Raw genomic sequence first — 17997 nt, 5'->3', positions numbered from 1 at the left:
GCGGGGCGGGGCCGGTGGCCGTGCGGGCCCGTACGGCTTCCGCCCATCCGGTCCCACCCGGTTCACCCGTACGGGGCCGGGTCAGTCCAGTACTCCCAGGTCCTGGCGGGCCGACGGGACCTCGACCGTGCCCCGGTCGTCGGTGAGGGTCTGGACGGTGAACATCGGGACGCCGTCCTGCGGCACGGCGAGCGTCCGGGCCGCGTGGACCTTGCCGCCGGAGACCGGTTCGACGGTCAGCGCGTAGGAGCCCTTGAGGCCCTGGGGGGCGAGGTCGGTGAGGGCCGTCGTCGTGCCGGCCCTGACCGTGACCGTCTTCGACACGGGCGTGCCCGCCCCGGAGCCCGCCGAGGCCGTGATCTTGACCTGCGCGTCGGCGTCGGGGGCGGTCAGGGAGAGCGTCGAGGCCTTGGCGCGGTTGTCCGCGACCGTCGCGCGGGCGGAGATCGGGCCCGCCGCCGGGATGAAGGCGATCTCGCTCTTCTCGCCCTTGCCCCGGACCACCTGGAGGGCGGCCACGACCGGGACGGGCCGCTTCGCGTCCTCCGGGGCGAGGAACAGGGAGGCCGCCGAGCCCCGGGTGAGGTCCGGAAGGTCGATGGAGGTCGTCATCCCGGACTTCACGTGCAGGGTGCCCGCGCCCGCCGGGACGATCGCGCCGTTCGCGGTGGACAGCTTGACCTTCAGGTCGGCGTCGTCCTGACCGGGGGCGAAGACCACCAGCCGCACCGAGGTGGCGTCGGCCGGGATGCCGGGGAGGACGACGCTGCCCGACGGGTCGGCCGAGGCGGAGAGCCAGTCGCTGCCGAGCTTGTCGTCGGCGACGCCGACGGCCGCGCCGACCCGCCCGCTGCGGGTGGTGACGTGCACGGTGACGTCCCGCTGGGCGGCCTCGTGGGTGAGCGTCGAGAGGAGGACCGGGACCGTGGAGTGGGCGGGGACCGGGATGCCCTCGGTGAACTGGGACTTGAGGACGCCCTCGGGGCCGTACAGCGTGATGTCGGCGACGGCGGCCGTGTCGTCCGGGTTGGTGAGGTGGACGTAGTCGTGGCGCGCCTTGGCGGTGGAGGCCGCCGGGAACCAGAAGTCGGTGTCGGGGGCGCCGCAGGTGAGGCCGAGGAGGCCGCGCGAGCCGCCCGCCGGGACGACGGTGGTCTGCTGGACGGTCCAGCCGGGGGCGAGGGCGCCGGTGGCCGAGCCGGTGAGGGCGGGCACGGACGCGCCGTTCGCCTCGGCGGTGACGGGCTTGCCGGGGGTCGTGACGGTGGCGGGGGCCTTGGGCGCCGCGGGCTTCTTGCCGGTCCCGTCGGAGGCCGTCGCGCCCGTGGCGGGCTTCAGGAGGGCCGTGGGCTTCTCGGCCTTGTCGTTGCCCTTGCCCTTGTCGGCTCCCGGGGTCTTGCCGGTGTCCGTTCCCGCCGGGGTGTACGAGGTGTAGACGGTCTCGGCCACCTCGGAGGAGCTCGGGACCGGGCAGGCCAGGCCGACGCGCTCGACCGGGAGCCGGGTGGTGGCCTTCGTCGCCTCGGGGGCGGCGGTGCCCTCGGGGGCGGTGAGGGCGGCGAAGCCGGTGACGGCGGCGAGGGCCGTGGCGCCCGCGATCAGGGAGAGGGTCGTGCGCTTCACTGGTTGCTGCTCCCGTCGGGACGCTGCTCGGTCTCGTGGTCCCGGGGCTGTCCGTAGCCGTAGCCGTACGGGTCGTACTGCTGGGGGTCGTACCCCTGCTGCGGGTCGTAGCCCGGTCCGCCGTACTGCTGCGGGTCGTAGCCCTGCGGGTCGTACTGCTGCTGCTCGTAACCCTGCTGGGGGTACGCGTACGGCTGCTGCTGGTACGGGTCGGCCGCGTACTCCTGGTAGGGGGCCTGGTCGGCGTAGGGCTGCTGGTCCCGGGCCCCTTCCCCGGCGTGGTCCGGGGTCCGGACGTAGGCGGGGTCGTAGCCGCCGTCCCAGTCCTGGCCCCCGTCCCCGGGCTCGCGAGACTGCTGCTCCGGGATCGGGACCGGGGCAGGTCCGTGCTCCGGCGCGTCGGGGAAGGGCTGCTCACCGGCCCCGGGGACGGCCCCGGTCTCCGCCTCCGCCTCGGCGGCGGCGCGCAGGCGGCGGGCGCGGCGGCCGTCGCCCTCGGCGGCCTGGGCGGGGATCGCGAGCTCCTCCTCGGGCAGGTCGTCGTCGATCTCGCGGCGGCGGCCGGGCAGGGCGAGGACGAGCAGGACGACGCCGAGGGCGACCTGGGTCCAGATCCACGCGGTGTGGGCGAACGGCTCGTCGTACGTGACGTCGAGGCGGCCGCCCCGGTCGGGGAGCTCGAAGCCCTGGGCCCAGCCGTCGACGGTGGTCCGCTTCAGCTCCTTGCCGTCGAGGGTGGCGGTCCAGCCCTCGGCGGCGCGGTCGGCGAGGCGCAGGACGCGGCCGGCGGGGCCCGCGGGGACCTCGGTGTGGATCTCGACGGGTCCGGCGGCGACGGGGACGGCCTTGGCGGGCTCCTCGTCCGTTCCTCCGGCGGCCCCGGCGGGCGGGACGATCATGGCGCGGGCGATCTCGCGGTCCACGCGCCAGAGGGCGCTGCCGTCGATCTGGCTGAGGCGGCTGAGGCCGGGGGTGGAGTCGAGGACGCGGCTCATCTGGCGCGGGGCCCCGTCCCGTACCAGGACGTAGCGGATCGCGTAGCCGCTGAGCTGCTCGGTCTGCTCGGCGCCGGAGCCGGCGACGAGGAGGGCGACGACCCGGTCGAGGTGCGGGTCGCCCTCGGCGGTGGCGGTGAGCTCGGCGTCGCCGAGGCGGGCGCCGGAGCCGCGCACCAGGGTGTAGGCGACCTCGCCGGGGGTGGAGCCGCCGAGGACGAGGGTGCGGGGCTGGTCGCGGGTGGTGCTCTCCTCGGCGACGAAGGCCGGGACCTGGACCGGGTCGCGGCGGGTCAGCGGGCCGTCGGCGCCGCCGATCATCCAGCCGGCGGCGGCGAGCGCGGGGCCCGCGGCGCAGGCGAGGGCGATCAGGGCGGCGACGGGCTGGCGCCAGCCGAAGCCGTGGGCGGCGACGCGGGTGCGGCCGCCCTCGGCGCCGATCATGCCGGCGGCGATGAGGGCGGCGCCGTAGACGAGGGTGGCGGGTCCGGCCCAGCCGGTGCCGCCCGCGCCGTTGGTCAGGACGGCGAAGAGGAGTCCGGCGAGGGCGGCGGCCCAGGCGGCGTGGACGGCGAGCCGGCGCTCCTCGCGCAGCAGCCCGGCCAGGCCGGCGAGGACGAGGCCGATCAGGAGGAGGCCGCCGGTGGTGCCGGGGCCGCCGGGGCTGGTGCCGAGCAGGTCGAGGGCGGTGGCGGTGCCCGTGCGCAGGTCGACGCCGGCCTCGCGCAGGAAGGCGGAGGGCTCGGTGAGGAGCGTGAGCGACCAGGGGGCGAGGACGAGCAGGGGGGTGCCGACGGCGGCGAGGAAGCGGAGCCCGTATGCGGTGGGGTCGGAGCGGCGGACGGCGAGGACGCCGAGGCCGAGGACGACGGCGAGGGGCCAGACGACCGGGGTGAACGCGGTCGTGAAGGTGAGCAGGAGCGCGTACGCCCAGGTGGCGCGCCAGCTGCCCCGGTCGGGCCGGTTGAAGCCGTGGGCGGCGACGGCGGCGCGGGCGATCAGCGGGAGCAGGATCGCGAGGACGGCGGTGCCGAGCCGGCCGGTGGCGAGGGCGCCGGTGACGGCGGGCAGGAAGGCGTAGGCGACGGCGCCCCAGGCGCGCAGCAGCCGGGACTCGACGATGCCCCGGGAGGCGAAGTACGCGGTGAAGCCGGCGAGCGGGACCGAGCAGACGAGCAGCAGGGTCAGGGCGGTGGAGGTGGAGCCGAGGAACAGCGCGGAGAGCGCGGCCAGGGCGGCGAGGTAGGGCGGGGCGGACTGGGTGCCGCCGGTGCCGAGGGGGTGCCAGGTGTCGGCGTAGCGGGACCAGAGTCCGGAGACGGTGTCGGGGGCGGGCAGCAGGGCGCCGCCGGCCAGGGAGCCGCCGGAGAAGAGGTTGCGGCAGGCGACGAGGGAGACGAGGAGGAGCAGGGCGAAGAGGACCGGGCCGGGTCTGCGGGCGATCTTCTTGAGCCGGGCGAACTGCTCGATCTCCAGGTAGTCGGCGTCGTCGCCGCCGGGTCCCGACTCGACGACGCCGTGGCGGGAGCCGCCGGAGTCCGCCTCGTTGCCGCCGAAGTTGACGGCGAGCTGTTCGACGGCGGCGCGGACGGTGGCGCCGGGCGGCGGGAAGAGCGGGCGGAGTTCGCCCGCGGGGACGGCGGGGTTCTTGCGCCGCTTGCGGGCGGCGAGGATCTTCTCGGGGCGCAGCAGGGTGGCGAGGAGGCCCATGACCTCGTCGACGGCCTGCCCGGGGACCTTGCCGACGAGGTAGGCGAGGGTGCGGAGCAGGGTGCTGAGGACGAGCCGTGCGAAGACGTACGGGAGGGCGGCGCCGCGGGTGTTGGCGAGGAGCGTGTAGACGGCTCCGGCCTTGTCGACGCGGTGCGGGTTGGCGGCGGTGCGGCCGGCGCAGTCGACGGTGCGGCGCTCGCGGGCGGAGGCCTCGGCGTGCCGCAGGACGGCGTCGGGGGCGACGAGGACGCGGTGTCCGGCGGCGTGGGCGCGCCAGCACAGGTCGACGTCGTCGCGCATGAGGGGCAGGCGCCGGTCGAAGCCGCCGAGCTCCTCGAAGACGTCGCGGCGGATCAACATGCCGGCGGTGGAGACGGAGAGGACGGAGCGGACCTGGTCGTGCTGGCCCTGGTCCTGCTCGCGGCGGTCGAGGCCGGTCCAGCGGCGGCCGCTGCGGGCGATGGAGACGCCGGCCTCCAGGAGCTGCTTGCGGTCGTACCAGCCGCGCAGCTTGGGGCCGACGACGGCGGCGTACGCGTCGGAGTCGGCGACGCGCAGGAGTTCGGCGAGGGCGTCGGGCTCGGGCGCGCAGTCGTCGTGGAGGAGCCAGAGCCACTGGACCGGTTCGCCGTGCGGGAGTTCGGGGAGGTCGTAGGCCTCGTCGTTCCAGGTGCGGCTGACGGGGTCCCAGCCGCTGGGGCGCTTCAGGTAGGGCAGGTCCTCGGGTCCGAGCACGGGCGCGGTGCGGGCGGCCTCCTCGACGGCGGCGCCGAAGCCGGTGCGGCGCGCGAGGTGCAGGACGCGGTCGTCGCCGAGGGCGTCGGCGACGAGCCGCGCGGAGTCGTCGGCGCTGCCGGTGTCGGCCGCGACCGCGTTCTGCACGGGGCGTTCCTGGGCGAGCAGGCCGGCCAGGGCGTCGGGCAGCCAGCGGGCGCCGTCGTGGGTGACGAGCACGGCGGTGACGACGTGTCGCGGGAACTCAGGAGTTGAGGACATCGAGCTACGGGCCCTCCGGCCGGGGGTCGCCCGCGGGGGGCGTGGGGAGCGTCTCGGACGGAGGCCCACACTAACGGCTGCGCGCGGAGCGGTCCGCCGCCCTGTGGACAGAGCTCCCGGGCCCCTGTGGACAGAGGGGACGGAACGGTCGCGGGGCCGGGGCGGCCGATGCCGTCGCCGGGGCCGGGGCCGTGGCGGCCGGTGCCGGGGCCCGGGACGCGGAACGGTCCGCCGCCTGTGTCAGGAGCACAGGGGGCGGACCGTTCGGGCTGTCCTGGTGCGCGCGCCTCCGCGCGGTCCCGGGGGACGCGTACCGGCTCGGGGGTCCGTACGCGGTCGGGTGCCTGCGGTGCGGGCGGCGCTTCGGGCGGTGCCTCCGGCCGCGGTGCGAGCGGCGGCTCAGACGGCGGCCTTCTTCAGGCGGCGCCGCTCGCGCTCCGAGAGGCCGCCCCAGATGCCGAAGCGCTCGTCGTTCTGCAAGGCGTATTCGAGGCATTCGGAGCGGACCTCGCAGGCGAGGCAGACCTTCTTGGCCTCGCGGGTCGAGCCGCCCTTCTCGGGGAAGAAGGACTCGGGATCGGTCTGGGCGCACAGCGCGCGCTCCTGCCAGCCGAGTTCCTCGTCCGCGTCCTCGACCAGCAGTTCCTGGAACAACTCGGTCATGTGCGCCCCTCGTCTGTTCTGTGCGTCCCCGTGGAGTTGCCGTGCGAGCACGGCCGAACGACACGAGTGAAATTACAAGTTCGTGCTCTGTGCGAGTCAAGCCGAGATCTGCTATTGGGCCCCGTATTCACTCTGCGGAACCAAGCGTATGCGCTAAGTGTTCAAATCACCAAAAACCGTGACACATGCCACCGGCGTGACCGTGTGGCACGCCTTCACGAGGAAGGACGTCCAAGAGTTGGATCTTGTTGCGATCCAGCCATGGAAGCGACCCGGATCACAGTCCGGTCACGAGCCGCCCCCTGTCCGGACCGACACGCGCGCGCCGCCACGTTCACGGGCATGGTCGAAGCGCCATCTCTCCTGGTCCGCGCATGAGCAAACCTTTCTCCAGAGAGGGCAACCGGATGAGGTGAAACATTACCCCCAAATCGGGCATTGAGTTGACAGTCGGGTGCCCCTCCGGCCACCTTTGATGCCATGCCAGCGACCGCAGCGCCCTCCGCGACCCACGCCCGTGGGTTCCGCCGCGCTGTCCAGGCGCGCTGTTGCTGTTGCTGTCCCAGCTGTTGATGCCGCAGAGCTCCAGCTTCTTCCCCCCAGCGTCACCCGCGTCACTCGTGTCACCGCTCTTTCCGTGACCCCCCACCGCTTCTGTTTCTGCTGAGGAACCACCCCACCCCATGAACATGGACAGCGACCTCCAGATCGCCGGCGACATCATGGAGGTCCCCCACCTCCTCCAGCCCGAGCGCGTCCACCCCGTGACCGTGGCCGATTTCGTCGGCCTCGCGCGCTCGATCGCCGAGGACCGCTCCCAGTGGGCCCCGTACGTCGAGTACGACGCCACCACCCGCTGGTACCACCGCCTGCGCACGGGCCCCGGCTACGAGGTCTGGCTGCTCTCCTGGGTGCCCGGACAGGGCAGCGGGCTCCACGACCACGGCGTCTCCTCCGGCGTCCTCACCGTCCTGGAGGGCGAGCTGACGGAGCGTACGGACCGGGGCGTGCGGACCCTCGCCGGCGGCGCGCAGCGCGTGTTCGCCCCCGGGTACGTCCACGAGGTCGTCAACGGCTCCCTGGAGCCGGCCGTCAGCCTGCACGTCTACTTCCCGGGCCTGACCGAGATGCCCATGCACGAGTCGCTCCGCGCGCAGTGCGCCCCCGTGGCGCCCGCCCCGGCCGCGCCGGGAGTGATCGTCGCCTGACACACTGCCGTACATGCGCATTGTGGTTCTGGCAGGCGGCATCGGTGGTGCCCGTTTCCTTCGCGGCCTCAAGCAGGCCGTGCCGGACGCGGAGATCACGGTCGTCGGCAACACCGGTGACGACATCCATCTCTTCGGGCTGAAGGTCTGCCCCGACCTGGACACGGTGATGTACACCCTCGGCGGTGGGATCAACGAGGAGCAGGGCTGGGGGCGTACGGACGAGTCCTTCGCCGTCAAGGAGGAGCTCGCGGCGTACGGCGTCGGGCCCGAGTGGTTCGGCCTCGGCGACCGGGACTTCGCGACCCACATCGTCCGCACCCAGATGCTCGGCGCGGGCTACCCGCTGAGCGCCGTCACCGAGGCGCTGTGCGCCCGCTGGCGGCCCGGCGTGCGCCTCCTGCCCATGTCCGACGACCGCGTCGAGACCCACGTGGCGATCGAGGTCGACGGCGAGCGGCGGGCGGTGCACTTCCAGGAGTACTGGGTGAAGCTGCGCGCCTCCGTGGACGCGAAGGCCGTCGTGCCGGTCGGCGCGGAGGCCGCGAAGCCGGCGCCGGGCGTCCTGGAGGCGATCGCGGAGGCGGACGTCATCCTCTTCCCGCCGTCCAACCCGGTCGTGTCCGTCGGCACGATCCTGGCCGTGCCCGGGATCCGCGAGGCGGTCGCCGCCGCCGGGGCGCCGGTCGTGGGCCTCTCCCCCATCGTCGGGGACGCGCCCGTGCGCGGCATGGCCGACAAGGTCCTCGCGGCGGTGGGCGTGGAGTCCACGGCGGCGGCGGTGGCCCGGCACTACGGCTCCGGGCTGCTCGACGGCTGGCTCGTGGACACCGTGGACGCGGGCGCGGTCGCGGACGTCGAGGCGGCGGGCATCGCCTGCCGGGCGGTGCCGCTGATGATGACGGACGCGGACGCGACGGCCGCGATGGCGCGCGAGGCGCTCGCGCTGGCCGAGGAGGTACGCGGGTGACCGCCGCCCCCGCCTACCGGGTGTGGGCGCTGCCGGGGCTTCCCGAGGTGGCCGCCGGGGACGACCTGGCCAAGCTGATCGCCTCCGCCTCCCCGGAGCTCGCCGACGGGGACGTGCTGCTCGTCACCTCCAAGATCGTGAGCAAGGCGGAGGGGCGGGTGGTCGCCGCCGACGACCGCGAGGAGGCCATCGACGCCGAGACGGTCCGGGTGGTGGCGCGGCGCGGCGCCCTGCGGATCGTCGAGAACCGGCAGGGGCTCGTCATGGCCGCCGCCGGGGTCGACGCCTCCAACACCCCCGCCGGGACGGTCCTCCTGCTGCCCGAGGACCCGGACGCCTCGGCCCGCCGGATCCGCGAGGGGCTGCGCGAGGCGCTCGGCGTGGACGTGGGCGTCGTCGTCACGGACACCTTCGGGCGTCCCTGGCGCAGCGGGCTCACGGACGTGGCGATCGGGGCGGCCGGGGTGCGGGTCCTGGACGACCTGCGCGGCGGGACCGACGCGCACGGCAATCCGCTGAGCGCGACCGTGGTCGCCACCGCCGACGAACTCGCCGCCGCCGGGGACCTGGTGAAGGGCAAGGCCTCCGGCCTTCCGGTGGCCGTCGTCCGGGGCCTGCCGCACGTGGTGGGCGGGGACGGGGAGCCGGGCGCACGCGCGCTCGTGCGGGGCGCCGCCGACGACATGTTCCGGCTGGGCACCTCCGAGGCCGTACGGGAGGCGGTGACGCTGCGGCGGACCGTGCGGGAGTTCACGGCCGAGCCGGTCGATCCGGGGGCCGTGCGGCGCGCGGTCGCCGCGGCCGTGACGGCGCCGGCCCCGCACCACACGACGCCGTGGCGGTTCGTGCTCCTGGAGTCGGCGGGGTCGCGGACGCGGCTGCTCGACGCGATGCGGGAGGCGTGGATCGCGGACCTGCGGCGGGACGGCAAGTCCGAGGAGTCGATCGCCAAGCGGGTCCGGCGCGGGGACGTCCTGCGGAACGCGCCCTACCTGGCCGTGCCCTGCCTGGTCATGGACGGCTCCCACCACTACGGCGACCCGCGCCGGGACACCGCCGAGCGCGAGATGTTCCTGGTCGCGGCGGGCGCGGGCGTGCAGAACTTCCTGGTGGCGCTCGCGGGCGAACGGCTCGGCTCGGCGTGGGTCTCCTCGACGATGTTCTGCCGGGACGTCGTACGGGACGTCCTCGGGCTCCCGGACGACTGGGACCCGCTCGGGGCGGTCGCGATCGGGCATCCGGCGGCCCCGCCCCGGGAGCGGGCGGCGCGGACGGCCTCGGAGTTCGTCGAAGTGCGCTGAGCCGGGCCGGGGTCAGAGGGCCGCGATGTTCCCCGGGGTCATCCGGGGCGCCCTGCGGGGCGGGATCCGGCCGCTGAGGAGGATCAGGCGGGCGGCCCGGTGGCGCTGGCCCGCGTAGGGGGCCAGGAGGTCGAGCATGGCCGCGTCGTCGGCCGTGCGGTCTCCCGCGAGGGCCCAGCCGACGATGCCGGGCAGGTGGTAGTCGCCGGTGGTGACCTCGTCGGGGGCGCCGTGGCTGCGCTGGACCACCTCGGCGCTGGTCCAGGGGCCGACGCCCGGGACCAGCTCCAGGCGCCTGCGGGCGTCGGCCGGGTCCATGTCCGCGGCCTCCTCCATGCGGCGGGCCGCCCGGCACGCGCGCAGGACCGTCGCGGCCCGCTTGTCGTCCACGCCCGCGCGGTGCCACTCCCAGGACGGGATCAGGGTCCACGCGCGCGCGTCCGGCATGACGTACAGGCCGTCGGGGGCCGGGCCCGGCGCGGGCTCCCCGTACTTGCGCACCAAGAGCCGCCAGGCCCGGTACGCCTCGTCCGTCGTGACCTTCTGCTCCAGGACCGACGGGATCAGGGACTCCAGGACCAGGCCGGTGCGGACGAGGCGCAGGCCGGGACGGCGGCGGTGGACGGCCGCGAGCAGCTTGTGGCGGGGCGTGAAGGCGGCCGGGTCGTCCTCGGTGCCGAGCAGCGCCGGGAGGCGGTCCAGGAGCCACTCGGCGCCCTCGCCCCACGCCTGCGCCTCGGCGACGCCGTCCCGCGCGGTGACGCGGAGGGTCCCCGGGCCGCCGGGCGTCCGGCAGGCCCGCCAGAACGATCCGTCCCGGACCGCCCGGAAGGCGGGGTCCGCCGGGCCCCGGCGGAGGGGACCGAGGGTGAGGCCGAGGTCCGTCCCTCCGGGAAGCGCGAGGGAGCGGGTGCGGGGCGCGGGGACGGGGCCGGCGGCCCGTACGGGTGCGGTGGTGGGTCTCTGGGGGAAGCGGCCGGCCATGGGGACGAGGGTAGCGGGGGCGGGGGCCGTGGCCGGGGTCCTCAGGGTCCTCGGAGTTCTCGGGGTGGGACGGCGGGGGCCGTGGCCAGAGCCCTCGGAGTAGGCCGGCAGGGCCGTCTCGGGATGGGACGGCGGGAACCCGGTGCGGCCCCGCCGTCCTCCCGCTTCTACTGGTCCGACGAGAAGCGGACCGTGCCCGCCGGGAGGGTCGCGTCGCACCAGACGCGGATGCCGTCGCGGAGTTCGTTGTCGGCGCCGACCCGGGCGCCGTCGCCGATGACCGCCCCGCTGAGGACCGTACGCGCGCCGATGTGGGCGCCCGCGCCGATCAGGGAGTCGGTGATCACCGCGCCCGGTTCGACGACCGCGCCCGCGAGGAGCGTGGAGCCGACGATGCGGGCGCCCTCGCCGACCACCGCGTCCGCGCCGACGACCGTGCCGCCGGTCAGCTTGGCGTCCGGGGCCACCCGCGCCGACGGCAGCACCAGGCGGTCGCCGCAGCGGCCCGGCACGGCCGGGGAGGGCGCGCGGCCCAGGACCAGGTCGGCGGAGCCGCGCACGAAGGCCTGCGGGGTGCCGAGGTCCAGCCAGTACGTGGAGTCGACCATGCCCTGGAGGTGGGCGCCGGAGGCCAGGAGCTCCGGGAAGGTCTCGCGCTCCACCGAGACGGGGCGCCCGGTGGGGATGGTGTCGATGACCGAGCGCCGGAAGACGTACGCGCCCGCGTTGATCTGGTCGGTGACGATCTCCTCCGGCGTCTGCGGCTTCTCCAGGAAGGCCGTGACGCGGCCGGTGGGGTCCGTGGGGACCAGGCCGAAGGCCCGCGGGTCGTCCACCCGGGTCAGGTGGAGCGAGACGTCCGCGCCGGAGGAGGAGTGGGTCTCCACCAGGGCCCCGATGTCGAGGCCGGTGAGGATGTCCCCGTTGAAGATGAGGACCGGGTCGTCGGGCCCCGAGCGCAGGCGCGAGGCCACGTTGCGTATCGCGCCGCCGGTGCCCAGCGGCTCCTCCTCGGTGACGTACTCCAGGCTCAGGCCGAGCGCGGAGCCGTCGCCGAAGTGCGGCTCGAAGACCTCGGCCAGGTAGGAGGTGGCGAGCACGATGTGCTCGACGCCGGCGGCGCGGGCGCGGGCCAGCTGGTGCGTCAGGAAGGGGACGCCCGCCGCCGGGACCATGGGCTTGGGCGTGTTGACCGTGAGGGGCCGCAGCCGTGTCCCCTTGCCACCGACCAGGAGGATCGCTTCTGTCACCTTGTCGTCTCTGCTTCCTGTCCGGGGCCGTCGGCACGTCCGTTTTCGGTCGTCCCTGCGATATGACCGGTCAGTTTATGCAGAGGGTTGCCCCGGTGGTCCCCCCTCTACCTCCCCTGGTACGCCGCCGCGCTCGTCCGGGCGGTGCCGAGCTTGCCGTACAGCAGCGATCCGGGGCAGTCCGTGGCGAATCCGTCACGGTGTCCGGCGATGGCGTGGAACTTGACCTTCTTGCCCTTCGCGTACAGGTTTCCGCCGCCCGAGGTCAGGGTCACCGTCCCCTTCGGGTTGATCCCGTGGAGCCCGAGTTTCCAGGCCGTCAGACGGGCGACGGCGGTCACGGAGGCGGCCGGCGGGGCGGTCGAGCTGAAGGTGCCGAGGACGGCGATGCCCATGGTGCTGGTGTTGAACCCGAGGGTGTGGGCGCCGAGCACCGGCTTGTCCACGCCGCCCGCCCGGCCCTCGTAGATGTTTCCGCACTTGTCGACGGCGAAGTTGTAGCCGAAGTCCCGCCACCCGCTGCTCAGGACGTGGTAGCGGTAGATGCTGCGCAGGACGGAGGGGGCCTGGGCGCAGGTGTAGTTGTTGCCGGTGGCGCTGTGGTGGACGAAGGCCGCCTTGATCGTGTTCGTGTACACGAAGGTCTTCTCGCGGATCGACTCGTCCGCGCCCCAGCCCTTGCGGGTGACGATCGCGGGACGGGGGCCGATGTACGGCGCGGCCGCGGCCTGCGCCTGGACCGGCTCCTGCGCCTCGGATCCGGACGCGGGCGTGCGCGGCAGGAACGGAGGCAGGTACACGGCCATCGCCTCGGTCGCCTCCTTCGACAGGGCCGGGAGCCAGGGCGCGGCGTACGGGGCGAGCGGGGAGCCGAGCGGGGCGTCGACCGCGCCCGTGCCCGCGAAGAAGGCGGGGAGGGCCGGGAAGGCCGGGGCGGCCGGAGCGACCGGGAGGGCCTGGGGGGCCGGAAGGGCCTGGACGGTCGTCGGTGCGGCCGCCGCGACCGTCGCGGCCGGGGCCGGGGCCGGGGGCGGCGGGGTCGCGGTGGCCGGTGCCACGGCGGTACGGGTCCGGGGCGGGGCCGCCTCCGAAGCCGGGGCCGGGGCCTGGGCCTGGGCCGCCTGCGACGCCGGCTCCTGGCCGGAATCCGCTGCCAGGACCTGCTCCGTCTCCGGGACCGGGACCGGCTCAGCGAACGCGTCGGCGTCGGCGTCGGCACCGGCATCGGCCTCCGTGCCCGGCTCCGTACCCGGTTCGGGGACCCCCTCCGTACCCGGCTCCGTCTCCAGGACCGGTTCCGTGTCCGCCGGCGTCTGCGGGTCCTCGCCAGGGTCCACGAGTTCCAGGCGCAGGCCGGCCGGGAGCGGCGGTGCGCCGTCCGTCCCGCCCGCCTCCGCCCGTACGCGGATCTCGACGCCGTCCGAGTCGCCGACCCACAGCGGGGCCGTGGAGCCGCGGAGCGCCCGGGAGGCACCCTCCGCGCTGTCCGGGTCGGCGCCGTGTTCGTCGTTGTGGGTCTCCACGTCCTGCCACTCCGACCAGGTGTCCGTGCCGGTGGCGCGGGTGCGGACCTGGACGGTGCCGTGCAGCGGGGCCCTGGGGTCGTCCCAGACCACGCCCACGAGCGAGAAGGGCTTGACGTCGCGTCGGGTGAGCCCCTGCTCCCCCGCGCCTCCGCCGGACCGCGAGGAGGGGCCCAGCGGGGCGAGCGGCAGGGACTGGGTGGAGCCCGAGAGGTCGGGCGCGGGAGGCAGCGCGGAGGCCGCCGGTGGCTGCCCGAGCACCTCGGCCGCCGCGGGCGCGGCGGAGGAGACCGGCAGGGCGAGTACCGCCGCGCAGGTGACGGCGATCGAGGAGGCGAGTGAGGCACGCATGGGCCGATCGTGCGGAGCGCCACGCCGTTCCGCGCGGCGGAACACCGCCCGGAAAGCGGTGGCCGATCGGTCCGACCGGTGGACGGCGTCACCGGTACGGCGGACCCCGGCGGGCCCTCCCGCGTACGCTGTCCGGCGTGAACGCCAGCGACCGCACCCCCGCCGACCTGCTGCGATCCGCGCTCGCCGCGGACCCCGCCCGCCCCTTGGTCACCTTCTACGACGACGCCACCGGTGAACGGGTGGAATTGTCCGTCGCCACCTTCGCCAATTGGGTGGCCAAGACGGCGAACCTGATCCAGGGCGAGCTGTCCGCCGGACCCGGCGACCGGGTCGCGCTGCTGCTGCCCGCGCACTGGCAGACCGCCGTCTGGCTGCTCGCCTGTTCCTCGGTGGGCGTGACCGTCGAGCTGGGCGGCGACCCCTCGGCCGCGGACGTCGTGGTGGCGGGCCCGGAGACGCTCGACGCGGGCCTGGCCTGCTCCGGGGAGCGGATCGCGCTCTCCCTGGCGCCGCTGGGCCGCCGCTTCCCCGCCGTGCCCGCCGGTTACGCGGACTACGCGGTGGAGGTGCCGAGCCAGGGCGACCGGTTCGCCCCGTTCGTCCCGGTCGATCCGGACGCTCCCGCCCTGGTCGTCGACGGTACGGAGCGCAGTGGCGTCGAGCTCGTCGGGCAGGCCCGCGTGGACGCGGCGACGCTCGGCCTCGGCCCCGGCTCCCGGCTGCTCTCCGGGCTCGGCTACGGGGACTGGACCGGCGTCTCGACCGGTCTGTACGCGCCGCTCGCGGCCGGCGGCTCGGTGGTGCTCTGCCGGAACCTGGACCGGCTCGCGCCCGAGGCGTTCGAGAAGCGGGTGGAGAGCGAGCGGGTGACGGACACCGCCGTGTGACCGGGGTGCCGTGTGACCGGGCCGCCATGTGACCGAGGCGCCGTGTGACTGCGGTGCCGCGCGGCCCCGCTGCCGTACGACCCGGTGGAACCGCACCCGTTCGGCCCAGCGACGGGCCGGGTCCCCGGGTTCGCGCGCCCGGTCCGGTGGATGATCGGCCGGGGGGAGTCTCCTCCTTCCGCACCACCACGCGTCGGACCCGGCCGTCTCCTTCCACGGCCGGCGGCCGTCCGGCGCGCCGCCGACGCCACGAAGGACGGACGCAGACGTGACGGACCGCGCAGGCACGCCCGCCGAACCGGACCCCCCGGCGCCCGAGGACGGGGAGCCCGGGGGCACGGGGGCGGAGGACGCGGGGACGGAGGACGCGGCGCCCGGCGGCCCCGGAAGGCGCCGCCGCCACTGGCTGCGCTGGACGGCCCTCGGCGTCTCGGTCGTCGTCCTCGGCGCGGCCGGGGCCGGCTGGTGGTTCTACCGGAAGCTCGACGGCAACATCACCACGGACACCACCGCCGCCGACGAACTGCGCCGGTACGAGAAGGAGCGGCCGCCGGCCGGCTCCTCGGCCGCCCGGAACATCCTGCTCATCGGCTCGGACACCCGGTCCGGCGAGGGGAACGAGCGGTACGGCAGGGACAAGGGCACGCAGCGCTCCGACACGATGATCCTGCTGCACCTGTCGGCGGGCCGGAAGAGCGCGACCGCCGTCTCCCTCCCCCGCGACCTGATGGTGACGGTCCCCAGCTGCCGCAAGCCCGACGGGACCCGCACCCGGGAGCAGTTCGCGCAGTTCAACCTGGCCTTCGAGGTCGGCGGCACGGCGTGCACGATCCGTACCGTCGAGAAGCTGACCGGGACGCGGGTCGACCACCACATGGTGATCGACTTCCAGGGCTTCAAGAAGATGGTGGACGCGGTGGACGGGGTGGAGGTCTGCCTCAAGGAGCCCGTGGACGACGAGGACGCGCACCTGAAGCTGCCGGCCGGGCGCCAGACGCTCCACGGGGAGCAGGCCCTCGGTTTCGTACGGGCCCGCAAGTCGCTCGGCAACGGCAGCGACACCGAACGCATGGACCGTCAGCAGCAGTTCCTCGGCGCGCTCGTCAACAAGGTGCAGAGCAACGGGGTGCTGCTGAACCCGGCCCGGCTCTATCCGGTCCTGGACGCGGCCACGAAGTCGATCACGACCGACGCGGGGCTCGACTCGCTGCGGGACCTGTACGACCTGGCGCGCTCGATGCGGGCGATCCCGACCGAGCGGGTGCAGTTCCTCACGGTCCCCCGCCGCCCGTACACGTACAACGCGAACCGGGACGAACTGGTGCAGCCCGCCGCGAGTCAGCTCTTCGAGGAGCTGCGGGAGGACAGGCCCGTGGTGGTGAAGCCCGGGGAGCCCGGCGAGAGGACCGGGAGCCGGAAGCCCGACGGCGCGGAGGCGTCCTCCAGCCCGGCCCCGACGCCGACCTTCACCGGACGGAACGCGGCGGAAGGCGCGTGCTCCTGACCGGGGGGTGCGGAGGGGGCTGTGAGAAGGGCGGGTAAAGGGCGAACCAAGGGGAGGGCGGGGAGGGATGTGGTTTGAGCGGATTGCCCGGTTGTAAGGGGCGTGGAATTTGTCACGGACGTCGCCCCGCGCTGAACTGGGCGGATACTGTGACCCGATCCGGTGTACCCCGACCACGTGGTCGTCACACCTCACCAGGGATCGAACGACCGAGAGAGCGGCGCCCCGTGGGGAAGGCGCCTCGCGTGGCACCGACGGAGGACTCGAGTAACCGTGGACGCGCACAGCCGTGGACGGGCGGACGAGATCGACCCCGCCGACCAGTGGGTGCTCAACCCGCAGACGGGCAACTACGAACTGCGACTGGAACACTCCGCTGAGCAGCCGGCGGCCCCGTCCCGGCCCCGCGGATCCTCCGCCCCCACGACGGCCTCCGGGAGAGGCACCGCGACCGACGCCCCCGTGAAGGGCACCGCCACCGAGGCCCCCGTCCCCGGCCAGCGCCGGCGCAGGGTCCCCGAGCAGACCCGGGGCGGCCGGCAGACGGCCACGAGCCGCCGCAGGCCCAAGCAGGGCGCCTCCCGCAAGAAGAAGGCGCTGCTGTGGACCGGCGGCACGATGGCCCTCGTCCTGGTGGGCGGCGCCACCGGCGCGTACCTGCTCTACAACAAGCTGGACGGCAACATCCACGTCGTCGACCCGGTCGGCGTGGAGAGCAAGGGCTTCCGCAAGGGCGAGGCCTTCAACGTCCTGATCATCGGCACCGACAAGCGGACCGGCGCGGGCAACGGCGGCTACGGCGACGCCAACAGCCCCGGCCACGCGGACACCACGATCCTCTTCCACGTCTCCAAGGACCGGACGAACGCCACGGCGCTCTCCATCCCGCGCGACCTGATGACGACGATCCCCGAGTGCCAGAGCCGGCAGCCGGACGGGAAGATCCTCACGATCCCCGGCCAGCAGAAGGCCCGCTTCAACGTGAGCCTCGGCCAGGACGGCCGCGACCCCGGCTGCACCATGCGCACGGTCAAGGAGCTGACCGGCCTGGACGTCGACCACTTCATGATGGTCGACTTCAACGCCGTCAAGGAGCTGACCACGGCCGTCGGCGGCGTGAAGGTCTGCGTCGAGAAGCCGGTGGACGACCCCAAGTCGCACCTGAAGCTGCCGGCCGGCGAGTCGCTCATCGAGGGCGAGCAGGCGCTCGCCTTCGTCCGCACCCGCTCCAGCTTCGGCAACAAGAGCGACCTGGACCGGATCAAGGTCCAGCAGCAGTTCCTGGGCTCGATGATCCGGCAGATGAAGTCGGACGAGACGCTGACCAGCCCGACGAAGCTGCTCGACCTCGCCGAGGCGGCGACGAAGGCGCTCACCGTCGACAAGGGCATAGGGTCCCTCTCCAAGCTCCAGGACCTGGCCAAGGAACTCTCCGGGATCGACACGAAGAACATCGCGTTCGCGACCCTGCCGGTCATCGACAACCCGGACGAGCCCAAGCCGGTCACCGTGGTGCCGCACCCGACGCAGGCGCCGCAGCTCTTCGCCGCCCTGCAGTCCGACACCTCGCTCACCGAGGTGAAGAAGAAGGAGCAGGACGCCAAGAACGCCCAGTCGCAGGCGCAGGCCGCGCTCCTCAAGGGCGAGCGGTCCACCGCCGCCGACGTGCGCGTCGACGTCTACAACGGCAGCGGCATCCAGGGGGCGGCCCAGTCGACCCTCAGCTGGCTGCAGAACGAGGAGGGCGTGCTCCGCTCGACCAACAAGAGCAACGCCCCCGAGAAGGCGGCGAAGACCACGCTCACCTACGCACCGAACCAGGCCGACCAGGCCCGCAAGCTCGCGGACCTGATGGGCCTGCCCGCCACGGCTCTGAAGCCTGGCACGCAGGATGCCGGGGTACGCGAGCCCATGACGCTCGTCCTCGGCGCCGACTTCAAGGGCGCGGGGGTGCCCGTCACCGGTCCGGCAAAGGCGCCGGACGTCGAGAAGGTAGCAGCTGACCAGCAGGTGTGCGCCAAGTGAC

General features: G+C 74.5%; 12 protein-coding genes. 6 read left to right on the top strand and 6 right to left on the bottom strand.

Annotation, left to right across the window (positions count from 1 at the left end):
• Positions 1-81: 81 nt before the first annotated feature.
• From ACIQD7_RS26875 to ACIQD7_RS26865, 3 genes are all read right to left on the bottom strand, one after another.
• Entirely contained in the window at positions 82-1623 is a 1542-nt protein-coding gene (locus tag ACIQD7_RS26875; RefSeq protein ID WP_402444889.1) for a DUF5719 family protein, read from the bottom strand.
• Positions 1620-5327 (bottom strand): glycosyltransferase, encoded by a 3708-nt coding sequence (locus ACIQD7_RS26870; protein ID WP_402444887.1) that lies wholly within the window; start codon positions 5325-5327, stop codon positions 1620-1622. Before ACIQD7_RS26870 ends, ACIQD7_RS26875 begins: the two co-directional genes overlap by 4 nt.
• 399 nt (positions 5328-5726) lie before the next feature.
• A complete protein-coding gene (locus ACIQD7_RS26865; RefSeq protein ID WP_015033978.1) occupies positions 5727-5990 on the bottom strand; it encodes a WhiB family transcriptional regulator in 264 nt (87 codons plus the stop codon).
• A gap of 683 nt (positions 5991-6673) precedes the next feature.
• On the opposite strand from ACIQD7_RS26865, the gene ACIQD7_RS26860 reads away from it, so the two are divergent.
• Genes ACIQD7_RS26860 through ACIQD7_RS26850 form a run of 3 tightly spaced genes read left to right on the top strand, consistent with a single transcriptional unit; the run spans position 6674 to position 9469 of the window.
• Positions 6674-7198, top strand: a complete 525-nt coding sequence (locus tag ACIQD7_RS26860; RefSeq protein WP_402444885.1) for a cysteine dioxygenase — start codon at positions 6674-6676, stop codon at positions 7196-7198.
• Between the two features lie 13 nt (positions 7199-7211).
• The gene (cofD, locus tag ACIQD7_RS26855) at positions 7212-8168 is read left to right on the top strand and encodes a 2-phospho-L-lactate transferase (protein WP_402444883.1); all 957 of its coding nucleotides are present in this window, start codon (positions 7212-7214) and stop codon (positions 8166-8168) included.
• The gene (locus tag ACIQD7_RS26850; protein WP_402444881.1) at positions 8165-9469 is read left to right on the top strand and encodes a coenzyme F420-0:L-glutamate ligase; all 1305 of its coding nucleotides are present in this window, start codon (positions 8165-8167) and stop codon (positions 9467-9469) included. The genes cofD and ACIQD7_RS26850 overlap by 4 nt, the downstream gene beginning before the upstream one ends.
• A gap of 12 nt (positions 9470-9481) precedes the next feature.
• Here ACIQD7_RS26850 and ACIQD7_RS26845 read toward each other — a convergent pair whose 3' ends face one another.
• From ACIQD7_RS26845 to ACIQD7_RS26835, 3 genes are all read right to left on the bottom strand, one after another.
• Entirely contained in the window at positions 9482-10453 is a 972-nt protein-coding gene (locus ACIQD7_RS26845) for a DNA-3-methyladenine glycosylase family protein (RefSeq protein ID WP_391166476.1), read from the bottom strand.
• A 167-nt stretch (positions 10454-10620) separates the two neighbouring features.
• Positions 10621-11703: an NDP-sugar synthase gene (locus ACIQD7_RS26840; protein WP_161371651.1), complete on the bottom strand. Its 1083-nt coding sequence runs from the start codon at positions 11701-11703 to the stop codon at positions 10621-10623.
• A gap of 107 nt (positions 11704-11810) precedes the next feature.
• Positions 11811-13577, bottom strand: a complete 1767-nt coding sequence (locus ACIQD7_RS26835) for an N-acetylmuramoyl-L-alanine amidase (protein ID WP_402444879.1) — start codon at positions 13575-13577, stop codon at positions 11811-11813.
• A 137-nt stretch (positions 13578-13714) separates the two neighbouring features.
• Between ACIQD7_RS26835 and ACIQD7_RS26830 the strand changes: the two genes are divergently transcribed.
• The 3 genes from ACIQD7_RS26830 to ACIQD7_RS26820 all read left to right on the top strand — a co-directional run bounded on the left by ACIQD7_RS26830 (position 13715) and on the right by ACIQD7_RS26820 (position 17996).
• Positions 13715-14467, top strand: coding sequence for a TIGR03089 family protein (locus ACIQD7_RS26830; protein WP_402444877.1), 753 nt, complete (start codon positions 13715-13717; stop codon positions 14465-14467).
• Positions 14468-14735: 268 nt separating this feature from the next.
• Positions 14736-15971 carry an LCP family protein gene (locus ACIQD7_RS26825; RefSeq protein ID WP_402444875.1) on the top strand — a complete coding sequence of 412 codons (1236 nt, stop codon included), beginning with the start codon at positions 14736-14738 and terminating at the stop codon, positions 15969-15971.
• A 273-nt stretch (positions 15972-16244) separates the two neighbouring features.
• Entirely contained in the window at positions 16245-17996 is a 1752-nt protein-coding gene (locus ACIQD7_RS26820; protein ID WP_402444873.1) for an LCP family protein, read from the top strand.
• Position 17997 lies beyond the last annotated feature (1 nt).

The organism is Streptomyces sp. NPDC093071 (assembly GCF_044754545.1).
GTDB lineage: Bacteria > Actinomycetota > Actinomycetes > Streptomycetales > Streptomycetaceae > Streptomyces.
This window is presented reverse-complemented; position numbering and strand designations above follow the sequence as displayed.

Coding starts and splice junctions, on each gene's coding strand:
- ACIQD7_RS26870 (WP_402444887.1), bottom strand. CDS start 5,327: ATGTCCTCAACTCCTGAGTTCCCGCGACACGTCGTCACCGCCGTGCTC.
- ACIQD7_RS26865 (WP_015033978.1), bottom strand. CDS start 5,990: ATGACCGAGTTGTTCCAGGAACTGCTGGTCGAGGACGCGGACGAGGAA.
- ACIQD7_RS26860 (WP_402444885.1), top strand. CDS start 6,674: ATGAACATGGACAGCGACCTCCAGATCGCCGGCGACATCATGGAGGTC.
- cofD (WP_402444883.1), top strand. CDS start 7,212: ATGCGCATTGTGGTTCTGGCAGGCGGCATCGGTGGTGCCCGTTTCCTT.
- ACIQD7_RS26845 (WP_391166476.1), bottom strand. CDS start 10,453: ATGGCCGGCCGCTTCCCCCAGAGACCCACCACCGCACCCGTACGGGCC.
- ACIQD7_RS26835 (WP_402444879.1), bottom strand. CDS start 13,577: ATGCGTGCCTCACTCGCCTCCTCGATCGCCGTCACCTGCGCGGCGGTA.